At 62.9% G+C, this 24,719-nt stretch carries 27 protein-coding genes and 1 tRNA gene; 5 read left to right on the top strand and 23 right to left on the bottom strand.

From position 1 onward, the window contains the following. The first annotated feature begins 260 nt into the window (after positions 1-260). Entirely contained in the window at positions 261-572 is a 312-nt protein-coding gene (locus LPJGGPFB_RS00880; RefSeq protein WP_173420914.1) for a (2Fe-2S)-binding protein, read from the top strand. Continuing rightward, positions 538-1,029: a bacterioferritin gene (bfr, locus tag LPJGGPFB_RS00875; protein WP_173418311.1), complete on the top strand. Its 492-nt coding sequence runs from the start codon at positions 538-540 to the stop codon at positions 1,027-1,029. Before LPJGGPFB_RS00880 ends, bfr begins: the two co-directional genes overlap by 35 nt. A 548-nt stretch (positions 1,030-1,577) precedes the next feature. Here bfr and LPJGGPFB_RS00870 read toward each other — a convergent pair. The 10 genes from LPJGGPFB_RS00870 to obgE form a co-directional block, all read right to left on the bottom strand. Further along, positions 1,578-2,105, bottom strand: a complete 528-nt coding sequence (locus tag LPJGGPFB_RS00870; RefSeq protein ID WP_173418310.1) for an RNA pyrophosphohydrolase — start codon at positions 2,103-2,105, stop codon at positions 1,578-1,580. A 273-nt stretch (positions 2,106-2,378) separates the two neighbouring features. Next, the gene (locus LPJGGPFB_RS00865; protein WP_173418309.1) at positions 2,379-3,596 is read right to left on the bottom strand and encodes a divergent polysaccharide deacetylase family protein; all 1,218 of its coding nucleotides are present in this window, start codon (positions 3,594-3,596) and stop codon (positions 2,379-2,381) included. A gap of 136 nt (positions 3,597-3,732) precedes the next feature. Then, positions 3,733-5,055 carry a S41 family peptidase gene (locus LPJGGPFB_RS00860; protein ID WP_173418308.1) on the bottom strand — a complete coding sequence of 441 codons (1,323 nt, stop codon included), beginning with the start codon at positions 5,053-5,055 and terminating at the stop codon, positions 3,733-3,735. Next, entirely contained in the window at positions 5,045-6,463 is a 1,419-nt protein-coding gene (locus LPJGGPFB_RS00855) for a murein hydrolase activator EnvC family protein (protein ID WP_234902834.1), read from the bottom strand. The genes LPJGGPFB_RS00860 and LPJGGPFB_RS00855 overlap by 11 nt, the downstream gene beginning before the upstream one ends. 225 nt (positions 6,464-6,688) lie before the next feature. Then, positions 6,689-7,171 carry a 23S rRNA (pseudouridine(1915)-N(3))-methyltransferase RlmH gene (rlmH, locus tag LPJGGPFB_RS00850; RefSeq protein ID WP_173418306.1) on the bottom strand — a complete coding sequence of 161 codons (483 nt, stop codon included), beginning with the start codon at positions 7,169-7,171 and terminating at the stop codon, positions 6,689-6,691. 265 nt (positions 7,172-7,436) lie between these two features. Then, on the bottom strand, positions 7,437-7,928 hold the full coding sequence (rsfS, locus tag LPJGGPFB_RS00845; RefSeq protein WP_173418305.1) for a ribosome silencing factor: 492 nt from the start codon (positions 7,926-7,928) through the stop codon (positions 7,437-7,439). A 44-nt stretch (positions 7,929-7,972) separates the two neighbouring features. Further along, complete coding sequence (locus tag LPJGGPFB_RS00840; protein ID WP_173420913.1) at positions 7,973-8,581, bottom strand: nicotinate-nucleotide adenylyltransferase; 609 nt, start codon at positions 8,579-8,581, stop codon at positions 7,973-7,975. Between the two features lie 16 nt (positions 8,582-8,597). Further along, positions 8,598-9,881, bottom strand: a complete 1,284-nt coding sequence (locus LPJGGPFB_RS00835) for a glutamate-5-semialdehyde dehydrogenase (RefSeq protein WP_173418304.1) — start codon at positions 9,879-9,881, stop codon at positions 8,598-8,600. After that, entirely contained in the window at positions 9,874-11,043 is a 1,170-nt protein-coding gene (gene proB / locus LPJGGPFB_RS00830; RefSeq protein ID WP_173418303.1) for a glutamate 5-kinase, read from the bottom strand. The genes LPJGGPFB_RS00835 and proB overlap by 8 nt, the downstream gene beginning before the upstream one ends. 1 nt (position 11,044) lies before the next feature. Continuing rightward, entirely contained in the window at positions 11,045-12,055 is a 1,011-nt protein-coding gene (gene obgE / locus LPJGGPFB_RS00825) for a GTPase ObgE (RefSeq protein ID WP_173418302.1), read from the bottom strand. 85 nt (positions 12,056-12,140) lie between these two features. Here obgE and LPJGGPFB_RS00820 point away from each other — a divergent pair, with 85 nt between their 5' ends. Further along, a complete protein-coding gene (locus tag LPJGGPFB_RS00820) occupies positions 12,141-13,001 on the top strand; it encodes an endonuclease/exonuclease/phosphatase family protein (protein ID WP_173418301.1) in 861 nt (286 codons plus the stop codon). A gap of 44 nt (positions 13,002-13,045) precedes the next feature. Here the strand turns inward: LPJGGPFB_RS00820 and LPJGGPFB_RS00815 are convergent, their stop codons facing one another. The 4 genes from LPJGGPFB_RS00815 to rplU form a co-directional block, all read right to left on the bottom strand. Then, positions 13,046-13,630, bottom strand: a complete 585-nt coding sequence (locus LPJGGPFB_RS00815) for a GNAT family N-acetyltransferase (protein WP_173418300.1) — start codon at positions 13,628-13,630, stop codon at positions 13,046-13,048. Further along, positions 13,627-14,259 carry a GNAT family N-acetyltransferase gene (locus LPJGGPFB_RS00810; protein ID WP_025425120.1) on the bottom strand — a complete coding sequence of 211 codons (633 nt, stop codon included), beginning with the start codon at positions 14,257-14,259 and terminating at the stop codon, positions 13,627-13,629. Before LPJGGPFB_RS00810 ends, LPJGGPFB_RS00815 begins: the two co-directional genes overlap by 4 nt. A gap of 130 nt (positions 14,260-14,389) precedes the next feature. Beyond that, the gene (gene rpmA / locus LPJGGPFB_RS00805; RefSeq protein WP_025425119.1) at positions 14,390-14,659 is read right to left on the bottom strand and encodes a 50S ribosomal protein L27; all 270 of its coding nucleotides are present in this window, start codon (positions 14,657-14,659) and stop codon (positions 14,390-14,392) included. 33 nt (positions 14,660-14,692) lie between these two features. Further along, on the bottom strand, positions 14,693-15,064 hold the full coding sequence (rplU, locus tag LPJGGPFB_RS00800) for a 50S ribosomal protein L21 (protein ID WP_025425118.1): 372 nt from the start codon (positions 15,062-15,064) through the stop codon (positions 14,693-14,695). A gap of 306 nt (positions 15,065-15,370) precedes the next feature. Here rplU and LPJGGPFB_RS00795 point away from each other — a divergent pair. Further along, a tRNA-Ser gene (locus LPJGGPFB_RS00795) sits at positions 15,371-15,460 on the top strand. A gap of 180 nt (positions 15,461-15,640) precedes the next feature. On the opposite strand, the gene LPJGGPFB_RS00790 is transcribed toward LPJGGPFB_RS00795, so the two are convergent. The 3 genes from LPJGGPFB_RS00790 to LPJGGPFB_RS00780 form a co-directional block, all read right to left on the bottom strand. Then, a complete protein-coding gene (locus tag LPJGGPFB_RS00790) occupies positions 15,641-16,138 on the bottom strand; it encodes a hypothetical protein (RefSeq protein WP_173418299.1) in 498 nt (165 codons plus the stop codon). Positions 16,139-16,233: 95 nt separating this feature from the next. After that, positions 16,234-17,391 carry a DUF937 domain-containing protein gene (locus LPJGGPFB_RS00785; RefSeq protein WP_173418298.1) on the bottom strand — a complete coding sequence of 386 codons (1,158 nt, stop codon included), beginning with the start codon at positions 17,389-17,391 and terminating at the stop codon, positions 16,234-16,236. 448 nt (positions 17,392-17,839) lie between these two features. Beyond that, a complete protein-coding gene (locus tag LPJGGPFB_RS00780; RefSeq protein ID WP_173418297.1) occupies positions 17,840-18,352 on the bottom strand; it encodes a hypothetical protein in 513 nt (170 codons plus the stop codon). 268 nt (positions 18,353-18,620) lie between these two features. Here LPJGGPFB_RS00780 and LPJGGPFB_RS00775 point away from each other — a divergent pair, with 268 nt between their 5' ends. Continuing rightward, positions 18,621-18,782, top strand: a complete 162-nt coding sequence (locus tag LPJGGPFB_RS00775) for a hypothetical protein (RefSeq protein WP_173418296.1) — start codon at positions 18,621-18,623, stop codon at positions 18,780-18,782. Positions 18,783-18,960: 178 nt separating this feature from the next. Here LPJGGPFB_RS00775 and LPJGGPFB_RS00770 read toward each other — a convergent pair whose 3' ends face one another. The 6 genes from LPJGGPFB_RS00770 to LPJGGPFB_RS00745 form a co-directional block, all read right to left on the bottom strand. Then, positions 18,961-20,268, bottom strand: a complete 1,308-nt coding sequence (locus LPJGGPFB_RS00770; RefSeq protein ID WP_173418295.1) for an amidase — start codon at positions 20,266-20,268, stop codon at positions 18,961-18,963. 163 nt (positions 20,269-20,431) lie between these two features. Continuing rightward, the gene (locus LPJGGPFB_RS00765; protein WP_173418294.1) at positions 20,432-21,238 is read right to left on the bottom strand and encodes a class I SAM-dependent methyltransferase; all 807 of its coding nucleotides are present in this window, start codon (positions 21,236-21,238) and stop codon (positions 20,432-20,434) included. After that, the gene (locus tag LPJGGPFB_RS00760; RefSeq protein WP_173418293.1) at positions 21,235-21,687 is read right to left on the bottom strand and encodes a pseudoazurin; all 453 of its coding nucleotides are present in this window, start codon (positions 21,685-21,687) and stop codon (positions 21,235-21,237) included. The genes LPJGGPFB_RS00765 and LPJGGPFB_RS00760 overlap by 4 nt, the downstream gene beginning before the upstream one ends. Further along, positions 21,671-22,486, bottom strand: coding sequence for an ABC transporter ATP-binding protein (locus LPJGGPFB_RS00755; protein WP_173418292.1), 816 nt, complete (start codon positions 22,484-22,486; stop codon positions 21,671-21,673). The genes LPJGGPFB_RS00760 and LPJGGPFB_RS00755 overlap by 17 nt, the downstream gene beginning before the upstream one ends. Further along, complete coding sequence (locus LPJGGPFB_RS00750) at positions 22,483-23,511, bottom strand: iron chelate uptake ABC transporter family permease subunit (RefSeq protein WP_173418291.1); 1,029 nt, start codon at positions 23,509-23,511, stop codon at positions 22,483-22,485. Before LPJGGPFB_RS00750 ends, LPJGGPFB_RS00755 begins: the two co-directional genes overlap by 4 nt. Beyond that, the gene (locus LPJGGPFB_RS00745; protein ID WP_345791031.1) at positions 23,508-24,497 is read right to left on the bottom strand and encodes an ABC transporter substrate-binding protein; all 990 of its coding nucleotides are present in this window, start codon (positions 24,495-24,497) and stop codon (positions 23,508-23,510) included. The genes LPJGGPFB_RS00750 and LPJGGPFB_RS00745 overlap by 4 nt, the downstream gene beginning before the upstream one ends. Positions 24,498-24,719 lie beyond the last annotated feature (222 nt).

Genomic DNA, 24,719 nt, shown 5'->3' with positions numbered 1-24,719 from the left:
GCTGGCGATCGTCAGGTCGAAAACATCACCTAAAGGCTGCGTGAAAATGTCGCAGCCGCCTGACAGAGTCGCATAGAAATCCACAGCCGGAGGAGTCGATGCGACAGAGCTAATATTCTGAAAATACGATGTTTTTTGTCATGTTTAGATTCGTTCTAATCGGCATACAACTTCCACTCGCGGAGTTTTTTGTTGACAATAAATATCCTCTTTTGCTTTATGAGCGAATTCAGGACGTTGCGTATCACAGGCAAGACGACATGCTGGTTTGCAGCTGCAATTTCATCACGGAAAAAGACATCGAGGATACGATCGTAGCCCTCCTCGATGAGGACTGTTGGCAGCTGATCGTGCCGGCGAAGGTCTATCACGCGATGGAGAAACGCGGTCGCTGCTGCGGTTGCTTCCCCAACGTCGTCGACATCATCATTCGTACCACCGAGCAATATCACGGCCGTCGCGACTCGACGGATGTCGAGATATTTGATTTCATGGCCCGCCTCAAACAATTCCATGAGGATAACCGGAGGGCGGATCTTGAAAGGCGACAAAAAGGTCATCGAGCAGCTTAACGAAGCGCTCTATCTCGAACTCGGTGCCGTCAACCAGTACTGGCTGCATTTCCGCCTTCTCGAAGATTGGGGCTACACGCTCCTTGCCAAGAAGGAGCGTGCCGAGTCGATCGAAGAAATGCATCACGCCGATAAGCTCGTGGCGCGCATCATCTTCCTCGAAGGTCATCCGAACCTGCAGACGGTCGGTCCGCTGCGCATTGGCCAGAACGTCAAGGAAGTGCTGACGGCGGATCTTGCCGGCGAATACGATGCCCGCAAGGCGTACAAGAAATCCCGCGACATCTGTCACGAGGCCGGAGACTATGTCTCCATGAAGCTGTTCGAAGAGTTGCTGGCGGATGAGGAAGGTCACATCGATTTCCTCGAAACCCAGCTCGAACTGCTCGAGAAGATCGGCGAAGAGAAGTACGGCCAGCTCAATGCCGCACCGGCCAACGAAGCCGAAATCGACTGAGCACCGCGCACCCTTCAAGCAAAAGGCCGCCGATCACCCCGGCGGCCTTTTCTTTTTAGGCTCAGGCGAGGGAGATCTTTGATGCGCCCGCCGCCGATGGTGTTCAAGTGATGGATGTGCAGGCTGCTGGTTGCCGCGGAAGTGGCACATCCCGATAAACCTGATCGGAGTTTGCGAGACCTGATCGGGTGCATCCATCCTTCCACCTTCAAATGGTACTGTGGCCCTGCGCACAACCGGTCCGGCTCGAACAACCCCGGCGCCCGTGCCAACCTCTGCGCTGCCAATGACGTCTTGCGCCATCTACGGCTTGTCTTTCCGGTAACGACAAAGCCGCAACCGGGGTCAAGCGGTTCTGGGGGAATGCAGAGGTCACAAGGTGGCAGGACGTCGTCTCTTCCAGTGGTTCGTCCGCAGGCGACCGGCGGCGGCAATCCTCGGCTGATGGAAAGATATCGCTCCTCGCCGGCAGACGGTCCGACGCAAGAGGTCACCGGCGCAGGTTGGTATCACCTCGCGCCGGTCAGCGCCTGTTCAACAAGGCGGAGTTACGGCGCCAGGTGGGCGAAGGCGGCGACGACCTCCTCGTAGACCTTGCGCTTGAACGCAACGATCATCTCGGGCAGGTCGCGCATCGGCTTCCAGTCCCAGGCGTCGAATTCCGGCTCGTGGCCGCCGGGCGGCGGGTTGATGGCGATCTCATCTTCGTCGCCTTCGAAGCGGAAGGCATACCAGCGCTGCGTCTGGCCACGAAACTTGCCCTTGAGGCCGATGCCGATCAGGTGCGAGGGCAGATCATAGTTGATCCAGCCCGGGGCTTCGGCAAGCAGTGAGACCGTGCGCATGCCGGTTTCTTCGTAGAGCTCGCGATAGGCGGCCTTCAGCGGATCCTCGCCCTTGTCGATGCCGCCCTGCGGCATCTGCCATTGTTGCGGCGAGCCGTCATATTCGGAATTGCCGACGGCAATCCGGTGGCCGGCCCACACGAGGCCGGCGCGGTTCAGCACCATGACGCCGACACAGGGGCGATAGGGCAGGTCTTCCGGCCTGAGGGGCTTGTCGTTGTGTTTGCTCATCCGCTGTCCTCTCCTGGCTCAAAGCCAACGCATCGCTTGATCGCAATGGCGCTGTCCTCGAAATGTTCGAACCGTTTCGATGTCTCATCGCACCCCGGTTCCGGGTCTGCAACGGTTTCCTGCTTTTCGCCACCGAAGCCGGCCACGAGACGGGGTGAAGACGCTCTACGGCGCCCGACCGACGTTCTCCTGCGTTGTCCGATCCGGGAAACAGGACATCCATCGCTCGGCTTCATCAGCCGGCATGGTTGCCGCGTGAGCGCGATGCGTCGCCTATCTCTGCTGCGGATCCTTCACCAACGCCGAGACGCCGACGATCTCGATGCCGCGTCCCTGTGCTTCGCCCGCCCATTGCGCGATCGCAGCGACGCTTTCATCGAAGGCCGAGGCAACGCCGATAGCCGTGCCATTGCGCCGCGCGATGCGTTCCAGTTCATCAAGCTTCTTCAGGATGGCATTGCGGCTGAGCTCGCTGTCGACTGTCATGTCAGCAAAGCCGTGCGGAACATCGAAGGCGTCGGCGAGCTTGCCGGACAGCGATTGGGACGATGTCCCATCGTCGAGGAAAAGCACGCCGCGCTTGCCGAGGTCGCGCATCACCGGCTCCAGCGCATCGGCATCGGAGAGAAAGCGTCCGCCGAGATAGTTCATGATTCCGGTATAGTTGGTGATCTGCGCCATGTTCTTGTGCAAGGCGGCCAGGTTCTTCGGCGCGCTGAGCGAGAGCCGCAGCGCGTTCGGCCCCGGGTCGTTGTCGGGGTAGTCGAACGGCTCCATCGGGATCTGCAGCAGGACCTCGTGACCGCTGCGCCTCGCCTCCTGCATCCAGCGTTGCAGGCTGTTGCCGGCGGCGGCAAAGGCGAGTGTCACGTCCGGTGGCAGGTCGCGGATGGCCTTCTGCGTGCCGGTCTGGCTGAGCCCAAGGCCGCCGACCACAAGGGCGATGCGGGTGCCGCGCGCGCCCGACCAGGGGCGGGCATATTGGTCCATCGGCCGAAGTCCGTCGGCGCCGGTGATCGGCAGGCGGCCCTCGGCACTGTCTTCCAGCAGGTCGTCATTCGGAAGGGCAGCCATGCGCGGGTCCTGGCCGCGGATCGGCCCGACATTGATCAGCGCAGGTCCGCTGCCGTCACGCTGGCGCGGCGTGAACTTGGTGACGGTGGTGCCGTCGTTCGTCAGGGTTTCCTCGACATGGGCGCCGGAAAAGGCGGTGCCCGGCTTTAGCGTGCCACCACTGGTGTTTGATGCTTGCCCGCTTGTTGGATTGGGTGCTTTGCCTGTTGTTTGTGCCGTTTCCGGCGCAGCCTCGCCTTGCGTTGAGGCTTGCCTGCGCAATCCGTCGGGAGAGATGGCGTTCCAGGCGGAAAGGCCGATTACGCAAACAGCGATGATGCCGACAACGGAATAGCTGAGAAGGCGACGACGGTCGCGTTTTGTCGCGGGCTTTCCCCGGCGGTTCTGGCCAAGGGGGGCATTGAGATCTGTTCCCAAACGGAGCCTCGGTCGACCTGAAGGAGAGTTGCCGGGTGAGGATGCGCCGTCTTTGGAGAATCAGCGGTTTCCGGCAGCACCTGCTGCCCACATAGTATAAAGGCGCCGGGTTGACCAGCCCGGCGCCTTCAATGGCTTACTTCTTGAGTTCTGCCTGCTCAGGGCTTGCGGGGAAGGCCGGATCGGACTTCTTGCCGCGCAACAGGTCAAGCGCGTAGTTGAGCTGCAGGTCGTCCTTGGTCTCCGGCGGCACATAGGCGACCGAGCCAGACCCTTCGTCGGTTTCGCTCTGACCCTGGATATGGCCACGCAGATCGGATTCGCCCTGGGCTTCGACCTTGCCGAGCAGTTCCGGCGGCAGCGGCTGTTCGACCTTGATGTCGGGCGTGATGCCCGTACCCTGGATCGATTTGCCCGACGGCGTGTAGTAGAGCGCCGTCGTCAGGCGCAGAGCGCCTGCTTCACCAAGCGGAATGATCGTCTGTACGGAGCCCTTGCCGAACGAACGCGTGCCGAGAACGGTCGCGCGCTTCAGATCCTGCAAGGCGCCGGCAACGATTTCCGATGCGGAAGCCGAACCGCCGTTGACGAGAACGACCACCGGCTTGCCGTCGGTCAGATCGCCAGGCGTGGCGTTGAAGCGGCGGGTCTCATCCGGATTGCGGCCACGGGTCGAAACGACCTCGCCACGCTCCAGGAAGGCATCCGAAACGTTGATCGCCTGATCGAGCAGGCCGCCCGGGTTGAGGCGCAGGTCGAGGACATAGCCCTTGAGCTTGTCGGCCGGCACTTCGGACTTGATCTTCTCGATGCCCTTCTTCAGGTCGTCGTAGGTCTTCTCGGTGAACGAGATCACGCGGAGATAGCCGACGTCGCCTTCGGTGCGGAACTTGACGGCGCGAACGGCGATAACGTCACGCACGATCGACAGTTCGATCGGCTTGTCGGCGCCCTTGCGCAGGATCGTCAACTTGATCGGGGTGCCGACGGCGCCGCGCATCTTTTCGACCGCATCCTCGAGCTTCAGGCCACGAACGTCCTGGCCATCGATCTTGGAAATGAAGTCGCCGGCGAGAACACCGGCGCGGGCGGCCGGCGTGTCGTCGATCGGGCTCGTCACCTTGACGAGGTCGTCTTCCATCGTCACTTCGATGCCGAGACCGCCGAATTCGCCACGGGTCTGGGTGCGCATGTCCTCGGCGTCTGTCGAGTTCATGTAGCTCGAATGAGGATCAAGCGACGAGAGCATGCCGTTGATGGCGTTCTCGATGAGCTTGTCATCCTGCGGAGGGGTGACGTATTGCGCGCGTACGCGCTCGAACACGTCGCCAAAAATCGCCAGCTCGCGATAAGTCGAGGTATTGGCCGCAACGGCTGGAACGACAGCCGAGTAAACGACGCCCATAGCGGTTGCACCCATCAGCGCCCCGACCAGAACAAGTGAAGCCCTACGTATCATTTCGCGCCTTTCCAACCTCAGCTGCGGTCCACCACGGTCGGGAATCAACCGGTTTTCCGTCTTTTCGGAATTCAATGTAAAGCGTCGGCCGGTCCGTTTCCAGCGCCAAGGCCGCAGCACTTGCGACTCTTTTTGCACCCATCGTCGCAAGCGGTTCTCCCGCCACGACAAATTGCCCGGTCTGCACGCTCACTGTCTCCATGCCCGACAGCACCACATGGTAACCGTCGCCCGGATTGAGAATGATCATCTGCCCATAGCTGCGGAAATTGCCTGCATAGACGATCCAGCCATCTGACGGCGCAGTCACCAGCGCGCCGGGGTTGGTTTCCAACATGATCCCTTGCAGGGAGTGCCCTGTACCATCGGCATCACCGAACTTTCGCAAAAGCGATCCCGCGGCCGGATAGGCAAGCTTATTCCTCAGCTCCGAGAAGACGTATGCTGGCGCAATGCGGTTTTTGTCGGGCACGGCGCTTCGCGCCAGCTCGCGCGCCGCTTCGCGCTCGGCCTCGCTCATGCGCAGGCGTTCTTCCTCCTGGGCGCGGGCGGCGGCTGCCGCATCGCGCACCGAGGCGATTTCGTTTTCGAGCGATCCGATGAGGCCTTCGAGATTGGTCGCCTGGGATGCCAGTTCCTGGGCTTTTCGCTGCTCGGCGGCAAGTTCGGTGGCACTCTTCTGGCGCAGCTTTTCCTTTTCCGTGACGAGCATCGACATGCGACGCTCTTCCTCGACATTGGCCGTCATCGCTGCCGTCAGCTCTTCACGCTGCTTGCCGATGCCGGCGCGGATCTCGGCAAGCGCCTTCAGGTCGGCGACAAGGTTATCCGTTTCCTCGCGAATGCCGGGCACGACGGCGCCGAGCAGAATGGCGCTGCGAACGGAGCCGAGCGCGTCCTCGGGTGTCACCAGGATCGCCGGCGGCGGGTTGCGACCCATGCGCTGCAGGGCTGCGAGCACTTCAGCCAGAACACCGCGCCGGGCGCGCAACGAGCGGCGCACAGTGTCTTCCTTGGTGCGTAGGTCACTCAGCTTCTTTTCGCCGTCGACGATCTGCTGTTCCAGATCCTGCCGTTTCTTGGCGGAATCGACGATGGCGCTGCGCAGCGCCTCATTGCTCTTGTCGATCTCGGCAATGGTTGTCGCCAGCTCGTCGGCACGCTCCTGAGACAGCGTGATCGTTTTCGACAGTGCATCGAGTTCGCTGCGGGTGCTGTCGCGACGAAGAGTAAGGTTTGCTGCCGGATCAGGTGGCCCCTGCTGCTGATCCACGCCAGAGGTGCCAGGTGTCGCCGGGGCATCCTGAGCGAAAGCGGGAAGAGCGACAGCAAGCCCAAGCGCCAGCAGCGCCGCAGCGCGGGCGGGCCGCCGTGCATCGCCACCGATTTTTTCGAAAGCGCTCATCATGCTTCGGCGCGTCATTGGTCCCTAGGCGTCCAGCCGGAAATACCTGCGCACGTATCCGCGAGCCGGAACCTCGTAACGGAAAGCGTCATGCGCAGTTTCAATGCCTCTGAGCGTTTTCCCGGCAGTGTTGCCGGGCGTGAAACGCTCTTGCCAAAAAGCCTAATCTGATTTGCGGGGTGCGACCAACACATATTCTCGTTATCGCGCGCTGCGCGGGCCCATGTCTCAGACACGGTGGTAGGGATGCCCGGAAAGGATGGTCACGGCGCGATAGAGCTGCTCGGCGATCAGAATGCGCACCAGTTGATGCGGCCAGGTCATCTTGCCGAGATTAAGCACGGCATCGGCGCGCGCATGAAGGCTCGGGTCGAGCCCGTCGGCGCCGCCGATGGCGATCATCAGGTCGCGTTTGCCACTGTCGCGAAAGGTGCCGAGCAGCGATGCGAAGCCTTCGGAATCAAGCGCCTTGCCACGTTCGTCGAGCAGCACCAAGAGGCTGCCGTCGGCCAACGCTTTTTCCAGCTGCGCGGCTTCGTCGCGCTTGCGCGTGTCGGCGTTGGATGCGCGGCTTTCGTTGACTTCGACCACGCGGGAAAGCTCAAGCCCAATTGCCGGACCGGCCTTGGCGAAACGATCGAGGTAGCGGGCCGCAAGGTCCTTTTCCGGCCCCGCCTTGAGGCGGCCGACTGCGAAAAGTCCGATACGCATGACCCAATCGTCTCCGTCTGCGCTGGACCGCGCGTTGCACACCTCCTGAAACCGGGATCGATTCAAGGAGAAGATCATGCAGCGCTCTAGAGCCTGACAGCGACCTTTGCGCGTCATACCAGACGGGCGGCGCTGCAGCTACGATCAGTCGCAACAATCATCTCGGCTGTGATGCGCCGTTTCGGCGATGACAGCCACATTCCCAACATGCATGACCGCAACCCGGCTCGCGCGACGGCTCAGACGTCCGACGAACCCGACGGTCTCAATGCAGCGTGCCGTCCTCGATTTCCGGTGTCGCCCACATCTTCTCGATGTTGTAGAACTCCCGGATTTCCGGCCTGAAGATGTGAATGATCACATCGCCGGTATCGATCAGCACCCAGTCACCTGTTTCCAGACCTTCGACGCGGGCGTTGCCGAAGCCCTCGTCCTTCAGATCCGTGGTCAGATGGTCGGCAATCGCCGCGACATGCCTGCTCGACCGCCCGGAGACAACGACCATGAAGTCTCCCAGCGCCGACTTGCCGGCAATGTTGATGGTGACGATATCTTCTGCCTTCGAGTCCTCTAGGCTTTCGAGGACCAGGTTAAGCGCACGGACAGCGGCTTCGTCGCTAGATCCCGTGCTGCGTGGGAACGCGGAGGCCGCATATCCCTTGGCGTGTGCTGTTGTCAGGGTCTTTCCTTTCCAAGTGAACAGAACAGGCACTTCCGATTCGACTGTTTCGCTCGAACCGTCAGTAAATGTAGTCATCAAACCAGAACGGTTTCAAGACGCGAGAAATGAATCATTCGATTTCACGCCGTCCTGGCGGACCGAAGGGCCGTCGAACTCATGGAAGAGCGCGGCCCGTGGATGAAGGTCCAGGCGGGTGCCCGGTGAAAAGCAAGGCGCCGAGCGTCGTCCTCGTCAATGCGGGCGTAGTCGAAGGTCTTTGCCATGCGCGAGGACAGATAGGCAAGCGTTGAGCCCGGCCGATCGATGACGGCGATCGGAAACGTGCGGGCGATTTTATGCCAGTTCTGCCAGCGGTGAAAGCTCTTGAGGTTGTCGGCACCCATGATCCAGACGAAGCGAATATCGCGGTTGCGCGCCTGGACCATCGCAAGCGTGCGGGCGGTATAGCTCTGTCCCAGCGCCTTTTCGAAGGCGGTCACCTTGATACGTGGATCGCGCGCGATCTTTTCGCTGAGTGCTATGCGGTCGGCAAGCGGCGCCAGATTATTGTGGTTCTTCAGCGGGTTTCCTGGCGTGACCATCCACCAGAGCTGGTTGAGGCCGAGGCGCTGGATCGCCGTTTCGGCAACCAGCACATGCCCCTCGTGCGGCGGATTGAACGAGCCGCCGAACAGGCCGACCACCATGCCGCTTTCGACATGGGGCATGCGCAGGTAACGGCCGTTCACGTCCGAAGATGTCACGTCAGGGCCTGACCTGACCGGCGCCGCGCACGCGATATTTGAACGACGTCAGTTGCTCGACGCCCACAGGGCCGCGGGCGTGCATCTTGCCGGTGGCAATGCCGATTTCGCCGCCCATGCCGAATTCGCCGCCGTCGGCAAACTGGGTGGAGGCATTGTGCAACAGGATGGCGGAGTCGATCTCGGCAAAGAAACGTTCGACCACGACTGGGTCTTCGGCAATCACTGCCTCGGTGTGTGCCGAGGACCAGGTATTGATGTGCTCGATCGCGCCGGAGATGCCATCCACCAGCCGAACCGAGATGATCGCGTCGAGGTATTCCGTCGACCAGTCTGCGTCGGTCGCCGGCTTCAATCCGTCGATGCTGCCAGCCAGCTCCTTCGACACCCGCACTTCGCAGCCGGCCGAAAGCAGTGCCTGAAGCAGCGGCTTTGCCAGTCTGTCCGCAGCATTGCTGTCGATCAGCAGCGTCTCGGCAGCACCGCAGATGCCGGTGCGGCGCATCTTGGCATTGACGACGATCTTTTCGGCCATGACGAGATCGGCCGATGCGTCGACATAGATGTGGCAGAGGCCTTCGAGATGGGCAAACACCGGCACGCGCGCCTCGTTCTGGACCCGGCCGACGAGGCTCTTTCCGCCGCGCGGAACAATGACGTCAATGGTGCCGCCGAGGCCCGAAAGCATGGCGCCGACGGCGGCGCGGTCGGCGACCGGCACCATCTGGATCGCATGTTCCGGCAGGCCGGCAGCCTTCAATCCCTCGACAAGGCAGGCATGGATGGCGCGCGAGGAGTGGAAGCTGTCGGATCCACCCCGTAGGATAACGGCGTTGCCGGCCTTCAGGCAGAGCGCACCGGCGTCTGCCGTCACGTTGGGCCGGCTCTCATAGATCACGCCGATGACGCCGAGCGGCGTGCGAACGCGCTCGATGTGCAGGCCATTGGGGCGGTCCCATTCGGCGATGACGTCGCCGACCGGATCCTTGAATTCGGCAATCGCGCGAATGCCGTCGGCCATGTCGCGGATGCGGCCCTCCGTCAGCGTCAGGCGGTCGATGAAGGACGCTGCGACGCCGGACTGACGAGCGTTTTCAAGGTCGATGGCGTTGGCGGCGAGAATTTCGTCGCGGCGATTGACGACCGTCTCGGCCATGGCGATCAGCGCCGCATGCTTGCGTTCGGCGGTGGCAACGGCAAGCGGACGGCTCGCTGCCTTCGCGCGGCGGCCGATCTCCAGCATGACGTTTTCGACGTCATCGGTTTTTCTGATTTCATCAAGCATGGACTTCATCCCTCCGGCCGTCCTTCTCGTCGGCGCGCTTGCCGGTCATCACCAGATCGTCGCGGTGCACCATGGCGGCGCGGCCGGCGTACCCGAGGATCGCGGCGATCTCGGCGGATTTCTTGCCGGCAATCTGGCGGGCCTCGTCGGCATCGTAACCGGCAAGCCCGCGGGCGATCTCGCGCCCTGCGGCGCCGAGAATAGCAATGGTGTCGCCGCGGCTGAACGTACCCTTCACCTCGCGCACGCCGGCGGGTAGCAGGCTCTTGCCGGAGCGCAGCGCGTCTTCGGCGCCGGCGTCGATGGAAAGCGTACCGGCCGGCAGCAACTGCCCGGCGATCCAGGTTTTTCGCGCGGTCACCGGCGAGCCCGATGGGGCGAACCAGGACGAGCGGGCGCCATTCTCGATCGCCGCCAGCGGGTGATCGGGCTTGCCCGAGGCGATGATCATGGCGCAGCCGGCGGTGGTGGCGATCTTGCCGGCATCGATCTTGGTGCGCATGCCGCCACGCGACAGTTCGGACGCCGCACCGCCCGCCATCGCCTCGATCTCGGGCGTGATCTCGGCGATCGTATCGAGGAAGCGGGCGTCGGGGTCGAGATGCGGCGGTGCCGTATAGAGACCGTCGATATCGGACAGCAGCACGAGTAGATCGGCGCCGACCATGGTGGCGACGCGGGCGGCCAGCCGGTCGTTGTCGCCGTAGCGGATCTCGGTGGTGGCGACCGTATCGTTCTCGTTGATGATCGGCACGGCGCCGAGCTTCAGGAGCTGGTTGATCGTGGCGCGGGCGTTGAGATAACGGCGGCGCTCTTCGGTGTCGCCGAGCGTGAGCAGCACCTGGCCGGCAACGATGGCGTCTGTCGAAAGGCTCTCCGACCAGGCGCGGGCAAGCGCGATCTGGCCGACGGCTGCTGCTGCCTGGCTTTCCTCGAGCTTTAGTGCGCCGGGGGGAAGTTTCAGCACCGTGCGGCCAAGCGCGATCGCGCCGGAGGAGACGACGAGAACGTCGATACCTTTGGACCTGAGGGCGGCAATATCGGCGCACATGGCGTCGAGCCAGGCCTTTTTCAGCCCGGTCGCGCGATCGACCAACAGCGCCGACCCGATCTTGATGACGACCCGGCGATACTTTTGAAGCGGCTTGCGGGTCTTCGTCATGTCAGGCGCTTTCTTCTCCGGACTTTGCTGCGACAATGATGGTGCGCAGCGCCCGCAGTGCCTCGGTCATGCCCTTGCTGGTGGCGGCCGACAGCAGAAGGGGCTGCTCGCCGCAGGCCTTTGCCAGTGCTTTGGCCTTCACCTTCAACTCGTCTTCGTCGAGCACGTCGATCTGCGACAGGGCGACGATCTCTGGCTTGTCTATGAGCCCGCCGCCATAGGCTTCGAGTTCGTGCTTCACGGTCTTGTAGGCCTTGGCGACGTCTTCTTCCTGGGCGGAAACGAGATGGAGCAGCACGCGGGTGCGCTCGACATGGCCGAGGAAGCGGTCGCCGATCCCCACACCTTCATGCGCACCTTCGATCAGGCCGGGAATGTCGGCGATGATGAACTCATTGCCGTCGATGGTGGCGACGCCGAGGTTCGGATGCAGGGTGGTGAAGGGGTAATTGGCGATCTTCGGCCGTGCCCGGGTGCAGGCGGCAAGGAAGGTCGACTTGCCGGCATTGGGCAGGCCGACGAGACCGGCGTCGGCGATCAGCTTCAGCCTGAGCCAGACGGTCTTCTCTTCGCCTTCGAGACCGGGATTGGCCCAGGTCGGCGCCTGATTGGTGGCCGACTTGAAATGCGCGTTGCCGAAGCCGCCGTTGCCGCCGGCGGCAAGCCGGTAGCGCTGGCCTTCTGCGACCATGTCGACGATCAGCGTCTCGCTGTCTTCCTCGAAGATCTGCGTGCCGACCGGAACCTTCAGCGTCACGTCGCCGCCACCGGCGCCGGTGCGGTTGCGGCCCATGCCGTGGGTGCCGGTCTTGGCCTTGAAATGCTGCTGGTAACGGAAGTCGATCAGGGTGTTGAGGCCGTTGACCGCCTCCACCCAGACGTCGCCGCCGCGGCCGCCGTCGCCACCGTCAGGTCCGCCGAATTCGATGAATTTTTCGCGACGGAACGACACGGCGCCTGCGCCGCCGTCGCCGGAGCGTATGTAGACTTTCGTTTCGTCGAGAAATTTCATGGGTCTGCCATCTGTTTTGTGTATTTGCGCGGTCGTATTTTGCCGCCATCGATATAGGCGGTTCATCCGGAGGTCAAAGAATATCGTGCGTTTTGCCAGCTACAACATCCAATACGGCATCGGTCTCGACGGCCGGTTTGACCCCGAGCGCATCGCTGCGTCGCTCGATGGCGCCGACATCATCGCGCTGCAGGAAGTGACGCGCGGTTTTCACCGCAACGGTCACGTCGATCTGGTTGCCCGTTTCGAAGCGCTCTTCCCCGGTCACTTCGCCACCTTTCATGCCCCATGCGACATCGATATCGGTTCTTCGGTCGAGGACGGGCGCGCTGTCAGCCGACGTTTCCAGTTTGGCAACATGATCCTGTCGCGCTGGCCGATCCTGTCGACCCGGCTGATCTCGCTGCCCCGCACTCGGACCATCAGCCCGATGAACCTGCAGCGTGGCGCCACCGAGGCGCTGATTGCCACGCCGGATGGGCCGCTGCGCGTCTATTCCGTGCATCTCGACCACGTTCTTCCCGCCGAACGCATCGCCCAGATCCGCTTCCTCAAGGAACGGCTGCTCGGCTATCCGCTCGAGGGCGGCGGCATTACCGGAGCTTCCGATTTCGGTTTGGCCGAGCCGCCGCATCCGGAAGATTTCGTCGTCATGGGCGATTTCAACATGCAACCGGAGACACCGGAATACTGTGCGATGGTCGGGTCGCGCGACGCTTATTACGGACGCTCGCTCCGGCTCGAAAATCCGGTCGATACACTCGCCCATCTCGGTCGGCTGACGCCGGAAAGCTATAGCTGGGTTCATCCCGAGGACCCTCAAAAGCGCATGCATCTCGATTATGCCTTCGTCAGCGCGGGCCTGGTGCCGCGGCTGAAGGATGCCTGGACCGGCTATGACGCCAAGGGCTCCGATCATCTGCCGATCGGCTTCGAACTCGAATGAGCAAAGCCCCCCGCCAAGGCATGCCTCGCGGGGGGCATTTCCTTTCAATGTGGCCGGCGCAGATCGGCCGCGGTCATCCGCGTTTCGATATGCGCCACCATCGCATTGCGGGCGAGCGCATAGACTTGGGCGCAGCCAGTGATCTGGAAGCCGAGCTTCTCCTGGACCTTGAGCGACCCCGGATTGTCGGCAAAGACGCCGGAATGCAGGGTCGTCTCCGGCATGCGCCGGAAAAAGCGCTCGATCGCCGCATAGGCCGCCTCGCTCGCCAGGCCCTTGCCCCAGTAGAACCGGTTCAGCCAGTAGCCGACATGCCACTGGCCGTGCATCAGCTCGATGCCGATGCAGCCGATGTGTACGTCGTCGCCGGTGGTGATCGCCAGTGTCCAGTCGGGGGTGAGCCCGGAGGTCTGGCGTGTCAGCCAATCGAACGCATCCTGCTGATCGTAGGGTGCCGGCACGCGCGCGAGCATGCGCGCTACCTGGAAGTCGGCCAGCGACTGGGCGATCGCCTCGGCATCATCCAGCCGGTGTGGTCTCAGCACCAGGCGCCCGGTTTCGATGACAGGGCACGGGCCGGGACCGGGGCGAGCGACGGTGTGAGGCCGATCGGAAGTCAGCGCGTTCATCGCATGCCTCCCCAGCTTCTCAAGGAAACCCAGGTCTTGCGGTCGAGCCGGTACCATTCGACCGAGATCGATCCGCCGAGTGCCAGGCTGCCGACCATGCCGCTGCCCTGGAACTGGAAGCCGCACTTCTGGATGACCCGGCGCGACGCCAGGTTCATGACCCGGCAGCGTGCATCGATCTGGTCGATGTCGCGGGTGCGGAAGGCCATGTCGGTCAGCGCCTGGGCAGCCTCGGTGGCATAACCCTGGTTCCAATAGGGCTCGCCCAGCCAGTAGCCGAGTTCTGCCGTCTTGCCATCGGGATGCGGCTCGATACCGCAACAACCCAGAAATGCGCCATTATCCGCTTTGGTAATCGCGTAGACGCACTTGCCAATCGTGCCGGCTTTGGCGCGTCGCACGAAATCGGCGGCATCGGCCGTCGTATACGGGTGCGGCATGCGCGAGACCATGGTCGCGACATTGGCGTTGTTGGCAAGATGGGCAAGGGCGTCGATATCGTCTTCATGGGGCGCGCGCAGAACGAGCCGGGGTGACAACAATATCGGGCAATCGGTCCTTGACCTCTGGGGCCTCAGCCTTTGTTCGGGAGACCGTGATTGGTCTTCCCTCAACAGTTCGGTTTGCATGGTTCGTCCTCCAGAACGAGAAAAAGGGGAGTTGGGTATTGCCCCATCTCCCCTTTTCAGGTCTGGCTTGGAACCATCAGGTGCGCCAGCCGGGTCGATGAGACGCCGGCTGTTTTAGAGCGCTACCGGCTTATTCCGCTGCTTCCGCTTTCGGCATTACAGACACGTACACGCGGCCATTGGCCTTCGTACGGAAGTCCACGTTACCCGCCGTAAGCGCAAAAATCGTGTGGTCCTTGCCGAGGCCAACATTGGCGCCCGGATGCCACTTGGTGCCGCGCTGACGCAGAATGATGTTGCCGGCGATGACCTTCTCGCCGCCGAACTTCTTCACGCCAAGGCGCTTGGACTCAGAATCGCGACCGTTGCGCGACGAACCGCCAGCTTTTTTGTGTGCCATTGGTGTTCTCCTTTAAACCTTCGATCCCAAAACTCAGTTTGCAGCTTCAGCGGCGGCTTCAGACTTCTTGGAAGCCTTCTTTGCCTTGCCACCGGCAGCAGCGATGTCCAGGATGCGGACGGTCGTCTGGTGCTGGCGGTGACCGCGCGAGCGCTTGGAGTTCTGGCGGCGACGCTTCTTGAAGGCGATGACCTTCTTGGCGCGGCCCTGTTCAACGACTTCGGCGCTGACGACAGCACCTTCGACAAACGGAGCGCCGATGGTTGCATCGGCGCCGACGCCGACCATCAGGATCTCGGTGAATTCAATCTTGTCGCCTGCTACGCCTTCCAGCTTTTCGATGGTTACGACGTCGTTGGCTGCCACGCGGTACTGCTTACCGCCGGTCTTGATGACTGCGAACATTCTTTATCCTTTCATGTTCAGGCCGGCTCTTTACCCCCAGGGGGCAAGGCCGTCTTTTTGTCAGTCGACATTTTGAGCAGGATTTTCGGGATCATTCCCGAGGCCCTGCCGGTGAATGGGCGCAAATCACACCCGCTGCGGTGAGGGCAAGCCACACCACTTCCATTGCGCGAATTAAGGGAAACGCTCCCTTCTGTCAAGAAGAAGCCACGCGCCACATTGGATAATCTTCATCGAGGCCCTTGCCAGCACCCGAATCTGCCGCTATGAACCCGACCGCGCCGAACAAGCGCCGACCGACTATGCGGAGAGGTGGCAGAGTGGTCGAATGCACCGCACTCGAAATGCGGCATACCTGCAAGGGTATCGTGGGTTCAAATCCCACCCTCTCCGCCATCGGGACTTCGATCCTGCCTTAGCCCAAATTTTTTCCGGCTCGCCAGAGCTAACTCAGGCGACGGCTGGCTGTTGGCCGCATTGATGTTCAAGCGCGGTTCCGAACGGAAGCGCGAACGTTCGATTTCCTTGTTTCGGCCTGTGCGGACGGAAACCCGCTTCGCGCTTCCTGAACGGACGTCAGGCGACTTTCAGTGCCGTTGATATTTCCGACAGGGTCGCCTTCTCCGCGTCGCTCACCGCCACGCCTCCGAAGCCGAGGAAACCGCCTTCCTTCGCCGCTTCGGCGACCCGTTGGCTGATCTGGTAGAGCCATGCGGTGAAAGCGGCGGCATCGCCGGGGGCTTTGGCCTCGACGGTCGTGCGGGCCAGTTGCAACGTTTCGATGCACCGGGCCTTCATCTCCTCGGGCTTGGCGCCTTTCAGTTTTGTCTGCAGGCCGTCGCGGGCCGTGGTTCGACCTTGCGAGGTCTCGAAATCGGCGACCAGTGCCTTGACCAGCGGATTTGCCGCGGCGTCGGTCTTTGCCTGCAGCAGTGCGCTGCTGTTGGCGAGGCCTTCCTTCAGCATGCCCCAGAGGCCGCTCGGTTCCGCTGCGGTCACGGCTATGCCCGCCATCATCACGCTCTCCAGAAGCAGCGTCCATTCGTCCGGGGTGAATGTCGATTTGTCAGCCATGGCTGAGCCTCCATCGTTCGATGTCTTGAGAAGGACAGGGATTGCCGGTGCCCCCCCGAAACGGGGCGCCGGCTATGGGCGATTGCGTGCAACCATCAGGCCGAAAGGGCCGCGAGCTTCGTCTTCAGCCCGTCGATCGTCGGCTTCAGGATGTCCGAAACGCCGGGAATGGCGAGCACCTTGTCGAACAGACCATTGAGCGTCGACATCATCGGGGTGATCAGGGCGCCAAGTGCCGCCTTCTGCTCGGCCGAGAGCTGCCCGGCCACGCCGGTGACCTTGTCGAGCCCGGTCGAGACGTCCTCGAGCTTCGGAAGGGAGGCGGTCGCCGAGGCGGCGTCGGTAACGCCTGTCAGCGTCGTCTGCAGGTTGGCCAAGCCGTCCCGCACCTGCTGGCCGACATCGATGCCGCCCACGGTCAGGTTCGGCTCAGGCGTAGCGGCCTGCGGCGTGACCTGCTCGGGTGTCGCCGCCTGAGGCACGACCTTTTCGCCGGGCCTGCCGAAGAGGTAGAAAAGCAGGCCCGCGAGCACGAGCGCGGCAATCACCCAATAGAGCCAGTTGCGCGACGAGGCCGGAGCCGCGGCCGCTGCCGCGCGTTGGCTGGTGGCGCTTGCCGCGGCGGCCGAGGCGGTGGCGCTGCGGGCAGCCTGGTTGGCCGCTTGGGTGGCGGAGGCGGCAGCGGACTGCGCCGAAGCGCCAAGCGAGCCGAGTGAACCGAGTAGGCCCGTGCCTCCAAGCATCTCCCGGACGCCCGCCGGCAATGCGGCGGCGATGTTGTCCTTCTGGCTGGCGAGCAACCCGGCAATGCCGTTGGCGCTCAGGTCGCCGCCGCTTTGCCGGGCGAGACCACCCATGACGAGGGGGGCAAGTGTTGCAAGCAGCGAGCCGCTCGCTCTTTGATCAATGCCGGAAGCGCCGCCGATGGCGTTTGCAAGCGCACTGCCGTCCTTGGCACCAAACAGCGATGAAATGATCTGTGATCCGCTCTGGGCAAGCGATGTCTGGTCGCCGCCTGCAAGCATTCCCATGAGATTGTCGAGCGATCCGCCTTGCTGCTTGGCGGTGTCGGCGATTTTTTGCGCGCCGCCCGGTTGGGAGGCTACGCCGGTCAGTCCGGCGAGCACAGCCGGCACGGCAGCGGCGACAGCGCCCTGCACCTTGCTGCTATCGAGGCCGAGTGCGGCGGCGATGCGTGCGATCATGTCAGGGGTAAGCATCTGCGCGATGTAGGAAACAAGATTGCTGGCCATTGGCTTTTCCTCCACGTTGATGTCGTCGAAAAACGACTCTGCTCATCGAGCGGGGCTCGACGGCGCGGCAATTGGCTGCAAGCAATTCGCGTTTATGTGATTATCGACTGCGAGATTTGTTTGCCAGGAACCCTAGGCGCCAAAATATTAGCACCTGTGGATGTATTGCGCCAGTTCTTGGCAACCTTTGGAAACAGGGGACCGCCGCCAATGCGAAAGGGCGCCTGCATTGCTTCGCCGCTACTGCCTGTCCGCCTCTTTTCTCAGAGGTCCGCCACAGAACGATGCTCCGGAACATTTGCAACCGGTTTTGGCGGGGCGTCATTTGCTCCCCTCTGCCTATCGACGACATATTTCAACGCACAGACAGCTGTGCCGGGCTCACCCGAGGTTCAACGACCGGCAATAAACGCGTGCCAGATCCCGGCGCCAGGCCTCGATGTCCAGGTCAGTCTTCATGCGTGCGCAGCCATGCCTCCAGTCCGGCAATCACCGCGAGCCTCAGGCTTGCGTTTTTGGCAAGGGCACGGGCGAGGGATTGCCCGTCGGACAAAAAGCCCATCTCACCCATGACGTCGTCGGGCTTCAGCCGGCGTTTCGCCATGATCGCCTTGATGCGCGTGATCGTGGAAGGAAGCAGATAACGGCCACTGGCGATGGGGGCTCCTGCCGGGAGCGGGGGAAGAGAAGCAGTGTCGGCGACCGGCGATTGAGAGGCCGTGGGCAGCACGCCTGATATCGTCAGCCATGTGAGGAAGCCCTCGCGCTCGCCGGGTGTCGCCTTTGCCCACGAATTCTTCAGTTTCTCCAGGCGGGTGCGCTGCGGCTTCAGGCCGGCAATGACAAGCGCCTTGCGCAAGGAGGAGATCCTGCCCGCCAATACGTCGCCGTAGATGTCGGGAAATTCCGCCTTCAATCGCTGCTCGTAATGGGCGTTATCGCGCTTCGGCTTCTTCGACATTTTCAGTTCCGACGTTCATCTCCCGCGTCCTCTAGCGCGCCGCGGGGGGCAAGGGCGAGCAAAAAAGGCGATACCCCGTGTCGCGTAGGGCAGCTTGCCTGCTTCTGAGAGGCTGTGAGTGCCTGAAACAGAGGCGATTGGGCGGAAATGCGCGAAGTCGCCGAGCAGCGCGTGAGGCACCGGTTGGTTCGTCCAGCTTTGCACAAGTCGGCCCCCATACCATCGCGCCAAGAGCCGGGATGTGACACGGCGAACAAAGGACAATGATATGTCAAACGATGTCGAGCACCATGCCGATCCGCAGGATGCGGCTGTTGCCCTCTTCCTCACCAACAATGACGGCGAAGAGCTGACCAATGTGCTGGTTGCAGCGCTCGAAGATGCGTTCCGCATCCTTCGCGATGAGGTTTCCGGCGAAACGATGCACTGAGGCGAGGCGAAAACCTTCGCTCGTCACCAAAGCTCCACCGCTGCACTCAGTCGGTGGAGGCTGTCCGCAAACGGTCGCGACCAGAAGAGTTCGTCGGCTACATGTCAGGCGGATACCGCGAGAGCGGCCTCGTGTCGGCCGCGCCAACCGTTGCGCTCTTACCTTGACTCTGGCCGCCTCAGTTGCCCTGCAACAGCGTTTCCACCGAGGCAGCAGTCGCCAGCAGCGTCCTGTCCGTTCCATTCCTGCCCACTAGCATCAGCCCTGCAGGGCGGGTCAGTCCCGGCATCGGTAGCGTTATGGCAGTGAGGTCGAACTGGTTTGCGACCTGGCAGTTGCGCAAGAGCAGGCCTTCGACGCGATCATATTCCGTCTCATTCGTCTCCACCGAGGCGATCGACACTGCGGCGATCGGCGTCGTCGGCAAGACGATAAGGTCGCAGGCTGAAAGCCGTTCGTCCATGGCGCGTGCCAAACCTGCTCTCGTATCCAGCAGCGCATCGAGTGCGGCCTGCGGTGTCAGCAAACGGCGCCGGAGCGTCGACGAAACCCTGGTATCGACGGGTGCCGCCTCATCCGAAAGCCAGTCGGCATGCACACGGCTTGCCTCGAGGCCAGCGATCGAGCCGATCGCGGTTGCTTGCCGCAAGCGGTCGATCAGATCGTCGATGCTGCATTCGACAAGGTCGGCCCCAGCGGCAGCGAGGCGGTCGAGGCTGGCCTCGAAGGCCGCGGCAATCGCGGTGGAGAGGCCGGCCAGAAGCTGGCCGCGCGGCACGCCGATGCGCAGGCCGGCCACCGGTCGGGGTACAAGCGTTGTCGCCGTTTCGCCGGCCATAATGGCATCGGCCGCTGCACAATCGGCAACGCTGTAAGCCAGTGGGCCGATCGAATCGAGGCTGGGGGCAAGCGGGAAGGCGCCGTCAAGGGAGACGCGGCTGGCGGTCGGCTTGAAGCCGACAAGTCCGTTCAGCGCCGCCGGGATGCGCACGGAGCCGCCGGTGTCGGAGCCGATGGCGATGTCACAGGTGCCTTCGGCGGCTGCAACCGCAGCACCCGAGGACGAGCCGCCGGGGATCAGGCTTTCATCGGTCGCGTTGCCGGGCACCGGATAATGGGGGTTGAGGCCGACCGCGGTGAAGGCGAATTCGGTCATGTGGGTTTTGCCGACGATCACGGCGCCGGCGGCGCGTAATCTCTTGACGATGACGGCGTCCTGTTGCGGCACGGCTGCCGTGCGCTTGATGATCGAGCCGGCGAGCGTCGGTTCACCGGCGATGTCGAAGAGATCCTTGATCGAAACGATCCTGCCATCGAGCGGGCCAAGGGTGGCGCCGATCTGGCGGCGGCGATCGGCGGCATCGGCCTCGTCGCGGGCACTTTCGGCGTAGAGTTTGACATAGGTCTTCTCGTTATCCCGGCGGGCATCGAGCCTCGCCAGGATCTGTTCGAGATGATCGCGTACGGGAGTTGTCGATTGGGACACGATGAGGAACCTGCCGGTATCTGACGTCGCCGGGCGGCGAGTTGATTCTTTTCGTCCGGTCCACGGCGCAAGATTGGCCGTCAGCCAAGACGGCAATCTTCATAGCAGGGCTTTCGGCAAATGCCATGCGGTTGCTGGCGTGCTGCCCGTGCAACCCGGCCATTCAGCCGGGCTTGTGCGCGCAGACAATGAACCGGCGATAGACGAAGGTGCGCAGGCGGTTGCGCAGGTTTGCGGTTTTACGCTGTGCGGCCGCGATCGGCTGATGGGATGCGTGCTCGATGGTCTGGAAGCCCGCAGCCTTCAGCATTGGCAGCAACGTCTCGACGGTGAGGCCTTCGCCGAAGGGCAGGTTCTGCATGATCGTTGCATGGCGATCGCTGAGCGCAACGTCGTAGTGATTGTCGGGACCGATCACCCGATCGATCTGGCGGATCGCAAAGGTCGCCAAGCGCCCAACCGCGGTCGGCTTCGCCCAGTCGCCGTCAAAAACCAGCAGCTTGCCGCCGGGCTTCAGCAAGCGGAACCATTCGCCAAGCGTCGCCTGCGGCTCGGTCAACGTCCAGACCAGATGGCGGCAGACGATGGCGTCATAGCGCTCGTCCGGCTCCATGGTGTTTTCCGCATCGGCAAGCAGGAAGCGCAGGCGTGGTTTGCCCGCGTGCTTTTTCCGGGCGACGGCAAGCATCGCCTCGGAGAAATCGAGCGCCGTGACGTCGTGGCCGAGGTCGTGGATCAGCCGCGTCACCTCGCCGGTGCCGCAGGCAAGTTCAAGCACGCGCAGCGGTTCGGCCCCGAGAAAGTCGCGCACCGGCTTTTGCCAGGCGGCAAATTCCGGGCCGGGCGGGATGCGGTGGCCGAAAGCGAGGTCGAAGGTTTCGGAACGCTTCGACCAGTAGTCGCGGATCTCATCCTTGAGGTCGAAATTTCTTCGAAGGTTGGGTCCGGTTGCCTCAGCCGCTGGGTTCATTGCGCTGCCTTGGCCTGGTCCATGCGGGCGAAGATCGCGTCGAAACGGCCGCGCGCTCGGCCGGGGACTTCGGCCTTGCGGAAGGCCTCGGTCAGGTCTGCCTCGCCGACCTTGATCAACATCACCATGCCCATGGCGAAATGCGGCGAGCACTTGATGCCGTAAAAGCCGGGCATGTCGAAGGTGACCTCGATCTCATTGATCTGGCCCTTGAAGCCGGCATAGTCCTCGGGAACCATGCCGTCAATCGAGGCAGCGTTGTGGCTCTTGTGGCCGACGCGGAACTTGACGCTGTCGCCGGGCTTCAGCTCGACATAGTCGGGCTCGAACACCATCGAGCCATTTTCGCCGCGATTGAGCATCCTGACCTCGATGGTTTCGGCGAGGGCAGGAGCGGTGGTCAGCCCGAAGGCAATGAGCGTGGTGGCGATCCTAGCGCGCATAGTCATGTCTCTTCATGGTGTCGGATATCAGGTGCAGTTTCGGCCGCGGGCGCCGGTAGCGCACAAAGCACGAGCCGTCCTCGTCGTGCTCGACCGTCGCGGCGACGCCGAAGACAGTGAAAATGCGGTCTTCCGTCAGGATCTCTGTCGGGGTGCCGAGCGCGACGATGCGGCCGCGATCCATGACGGCGATACGATCACAGAAGACGGCGGCGTGGTTGAGATCGTGCAGGGCGGCCACGACCGTCAGCGGCTGCCCACGCACGAGCTCGAGCAGACCGATCTGGTGGTGAATGTCGAGGTGATTGGTCGGCTCGTCGAGCAGCAGGATCTGTGGCTGTTGCGCGAGAGCCCGGGCGATGTGCAATCGCTGGCGTTCGCCGCCGGAGAGTGTGTGCCACATGCGGCCGGCAAAATCGCTCATGCCCACATGCGCAAGCGCGCGGTCGACGATATCGGTATCGCTGATCGACCAGGGCGAAAGCGCGCCGAGATGCGGGGTGCGGCCAAGCTCGACCGCCTGGCGGGCGGTGATGCGTTCGGTGGTTTCCGCCTGCTGTTCGACCAGCGCGATGCGTTGAGCAATGTCTCGTCGCGTCGTCTTGGCAAACGGCCGCCCTTCGAGGCTGACACTGCCGGATTTCGGCAGGCGGATGCCGGCGAGCAGCGAGATCAGGCTGGTCTTGCCGGATCCGTTCGGACCGATGATCCCGAGGAATTCTCCAGGCATCACCTCGAGATCGACGGCATCGACGATCACGCGGCCGCCGGCCGACCAGGAGACAGTTTCGGCCTTGAGGCTCATGACGCGGCCCTGCCGCGACTGAGGATGAGGGCGAAGGCCGGCGCGCCGACGAGGGCCGTGATCACGCCGATCGGTAGCACCTGGCCGGGAATGATGACCCTCGACAAGATGTCGGCGGCGATCATGAAGATCGCTCCGGTGAGTGCTGCTGCCGGCAGCAGCAGGCCGTGGCGCACGCCGACCAGGAAGCGTGCGGCATGCGGTATGACGAGGCCGACGAAGCCGATGGAGCCGACGATGCTGACCATGACCGCCGTCATCAGCGCGGTTGCCGAAATCAGGATGATGTAGACCCGCTTGACCGGGATGCCGAGCGAGGCGGCCGATTCGGCGCCGAAGGTGAAGGCGTCGAGCGCGCGGGCATGCCAGAGGCAGACAAGCAGGCCGCCAATCGCCACCGGCAAGGCCAGCGCCACATCAGGCCAGCGCACGCCCGAGAGGTTGCCGAGCAGCCAGAACATGATGCCGCGGGCCTGCTCGGCATTGGCTGATTTGGTGACGATGAAGGAGGTGAGCGCGTTGAAGAGCTGCGAGCCGGCAACGCCGGCCAGAATGATGGCGCCGGTGCCGCGGCCGGCCCTGAGTGCCAGGAGGGAGACCAGCGCGAAGGCGAAGACCGCGCCGAAGAAGGCGCCGAGCGACAGCGTCAGCATGCCTGCGCCGATGCCGAGAATGGCGACGGCGACGGCACCAGTCGATGCGCCGGCGGAGATGCCGAGGATATAGGGATCGGCCAGGGAATTGCGCAGCAGCGCCTGCAGGACGACGCCGCAGAGCGACAGTGCCGCGCCGCAGCAGGCGGCCACGACAGCGCGGCTGAGGCGATAATTCCAGACGATGCCCTCGTCGATCGCATCGAGCGGGTATCCGGCGCCCCACAGCCGGTTGGCGACGGTCTTGCCGACCACGTCGAGCGGGATGGCGGTTTCGCCGATGGCGGCACCAAGGGCGAGCGCCAGGAAAAGCAGTGCGAGCGCCGTCAGGACGGCGCTCGTGCGGTTGATCGAAAGAGGCCCAAACCTCACTTCGCCAGGCCGGCTTTTTCGACCGCGTCGGCCAGCACCTCGATGCCCTCGATCGTGCGGATCGTCGGGTTCATCGCCTGGGCGTCCATGATGACGATATGGTCGGCCTTGACCGCCGGCATCAGGCTGGTGACCGGGTCGGACTTCAGGAACTTCATCTTCAGCTCCCAGTCGTCGGCGGGGAAGCGGCGGCGATCCATCTTGCCGATGACCACGATCTTCGGGTCGGCCTTGGCGATGGTCTCCCAGCCGATGGTCGGCCATTCCTCTTCGGTGGACACGACATTCTTGATGCCGAGCGCCGACAGGATGTAGCCGGGCGCGCCATTGGTGCCGGCGACATAGGGGTCGATGTCCATCTCGGCGCTGGAGAACCAGAAGACCGCCGACAGCTTGCCGTCGGCATTGGCGATCTTGCCGCGGGCGGCTTCCTCGCGCGCCTTCAGCTTGGCGATCAGGGCCTCGCCGCGATCCTGCACATCGAAGATCTCGGAAAGCTCTGATATCTCCTGGTAGATCAGGTCCATCGAGAAGGATTTGTGACGTACGCCGTCGCCACCGGCGGAATTGTCCTTGGCGGCGCAATCGGCCGGCGAGACATAGACGGGGATCGACAGTTCGGCGAATTGCTTCGGCGTTGCGACGATGCCTTCCGGCCCGACATGCCACTGGAACTGCGCGGTGACGAGATCCGGCTTGGTGGCAACGACGCTTTCGAAGCTCGGGTCGTTGTCGGCAAGCCGCGGCACCTTGCCGTTGACTTCCTCGTAGCCCTCGATGACAGGGCCGATCCATACGGCGGTGCCGACGACCTTGTCGGCGAGGCCGAGAAGATAAAGAATTTCCGTGGTGCTCTGACCGATCGAGGCGGTGCGCATCGGCGCCGCCTTAAAGGCAACCTCCTGGCCGCAATTCTTTAAGGTCAGGGGGTAGCTCGTCGCGGCCGCAAGAGCGGTCGTGGGAGCGACGGTCAAGAGCAGGGACACGGAAACGGCAAGGGATGGGCAATAGCGCCCGACGGCATTGAAAATGGCTTTCAAGGGAATTCTCTCTTCTCGTGAGCTTGCGAAGGGTCAGCCGAAGCGGCGACAGCCGGCCGGTCGGATTTCGGGAGACAAACGATCGCAAACGTCGAGAAGAACGGGAAAAGAGGGCGCAAAGCCGCCGGGTATGCGGATCATGGACAACTCCTGTTCCGGGCAACCCCG

Origin of the sequence: Ensifer adhaerens (assembly GCF_013283195.1) — a bacterium.
Lineage (GTDB): Bacteria > Pseudomonadota > Alphaproteobacteria > Rhizobiales > Rhizobiaceae > Ensifer > Ensifer adhaerens_G.
Note: the sequence above shows the minus strand (reverse complement) of the source record. Positions and strands in the feature narration are given on the sequence as shown.

Coding starts and splice junctions, on each gene's coding strand:
- LPJGGPFB_RS00880 (WP_173420914.1), top strand. CDS start 261: ATGCTGGTTTGCAGCTGCAATTTCATCACGGAAAAAGACATCGAGGAT.
- LPJGGPFB_RS00870 (WP_173418310.1), bottom strand. CDS start 2,105: ATGAGCAAACACAACGACAAGCCCCTCAGGCCGGAAGACCTGCCCTAT.
- LPJGGPFB_RS00860 (WP_173418308.1), bottom strand. CDS start 5,055: ATGATACGTAGGGCTTCACTTGTTCTGGTCGGGGCGCTGATGGGTGCA.
- LPJGGPFB_RS00855 (WP_234902834.1), bottom strand. CDS start 6,463: ATGATGAGCGCTTTCGAAAAAATCGGTGGCGATGCACGGCGGCCCGCC.
- rlmH (WP_173418306.1), bottom strand. CDS start 7,171: ATGCGTATCGGACTTTTCGCAGTCGGCCGCCTCAAGGCGGGGCCGGAA.
- rsfS (WP_173418305.1), bottom strand. CDS start 7,928: ATGACTACATTTACTGACGGTTCGAGCGAAACAGTCGAATCGGAAGTG.
- LPJGGPFB_RS00835 (WP_173418304.1), bottom strand. CDS start 9,881: ATGCTTGATGAAATCAGAAAAACCGATGACGTCGAAAACGTCATGCTG.
- proB (WP_173418303.1), bottom strand. CDS start 11,043: ATGACGAAGACCCGCAAGCCGCTTCAAAAGTATCGCCGGGTCGTCATC.
- obgE (WP_173418302.1), bottom strand. CDS start 12,055: ATGAAATTTCTCGACGAAACGAAAGTCTACATACGCTCCGGCGACGGC.
- LPJGGPFB_RS00815 (WP_173418300.1), bottom strand. CDS start 13,630: ATGAACGCGCTGACTTCCGATCGGCCTCACACCGTCGCTCGCCCCGGT.
- LPJGGPFB_RS00810 (WP_025425120.1), bottom strand. CDS start 14,259: ATGCAAACCGAACTGTTGAGGGAAGACCAATCACGGTCTCCCGAACAA.
- rpmA (WP_025425119.1), bottom strand. CDS start 14,659: ATGGCACACAAAAAAGCTGGCGGTTCGTCGCGCAACGGTCGCGATTCT.
- rplU (WP_025425118.1), bottom strand. CDS start 15,064: ATGTTCGCAGTCATCAAGACCGGCGGTAAGCAGTACCGCGTGGCAGCC.
- LPJGGPFB_RS00790 (WP_173418299.1), bottom strand. CDS start 16,138: ATGGCTGACAAATCGACATTCACCCCGGACGAATGGACGCTGCTTCTG.
- LPJGGPFB_RS00785 (WP_173418298.1), bottom strand. CDS start 17,391: ATGGCCAGCAATCTTGTTTCCTACATCGCGCAGATGCTTACCCCTGAC.
- LPJGGPFB_RS00780 (WP_173418297.1), bottom strand. CDS start 18,352: ATGTCGAAGAAGCCGAAGCGCGATAACGCCCATTACGAGCAGCGATTG.
- LPJGGPFB_RS00775 (WP_173418296.1), top strand. CDS start 18,621: ATGTCAAACGATGTCGAGCACCATGCCGATCCGCAGGATGCGGCTGTT.
- LPJGGPFB_RS00765 (WP_173418294.1), bottom strand. CDS start 21,238: ATGAACCCAGCGGCTGAGGCAACCGGACCCAACCTTCGAAGAAATTTC.
- LPJGGPFB_RS00760 (WP_173418293.1), bottom strand. CDS start 21,687: ATGACTATGCGCGCTAGGATCGCCACCACGCTCATTGCCTTCGGGCTG.
- LPJGGPFB_RS00755 (WP_173418292.1), bottom strand. CDS start 22,486: ATGAGCCTCAAGGCCGAAACTGTCTCCTGGTCGGCCGGCGGCCGCGTG.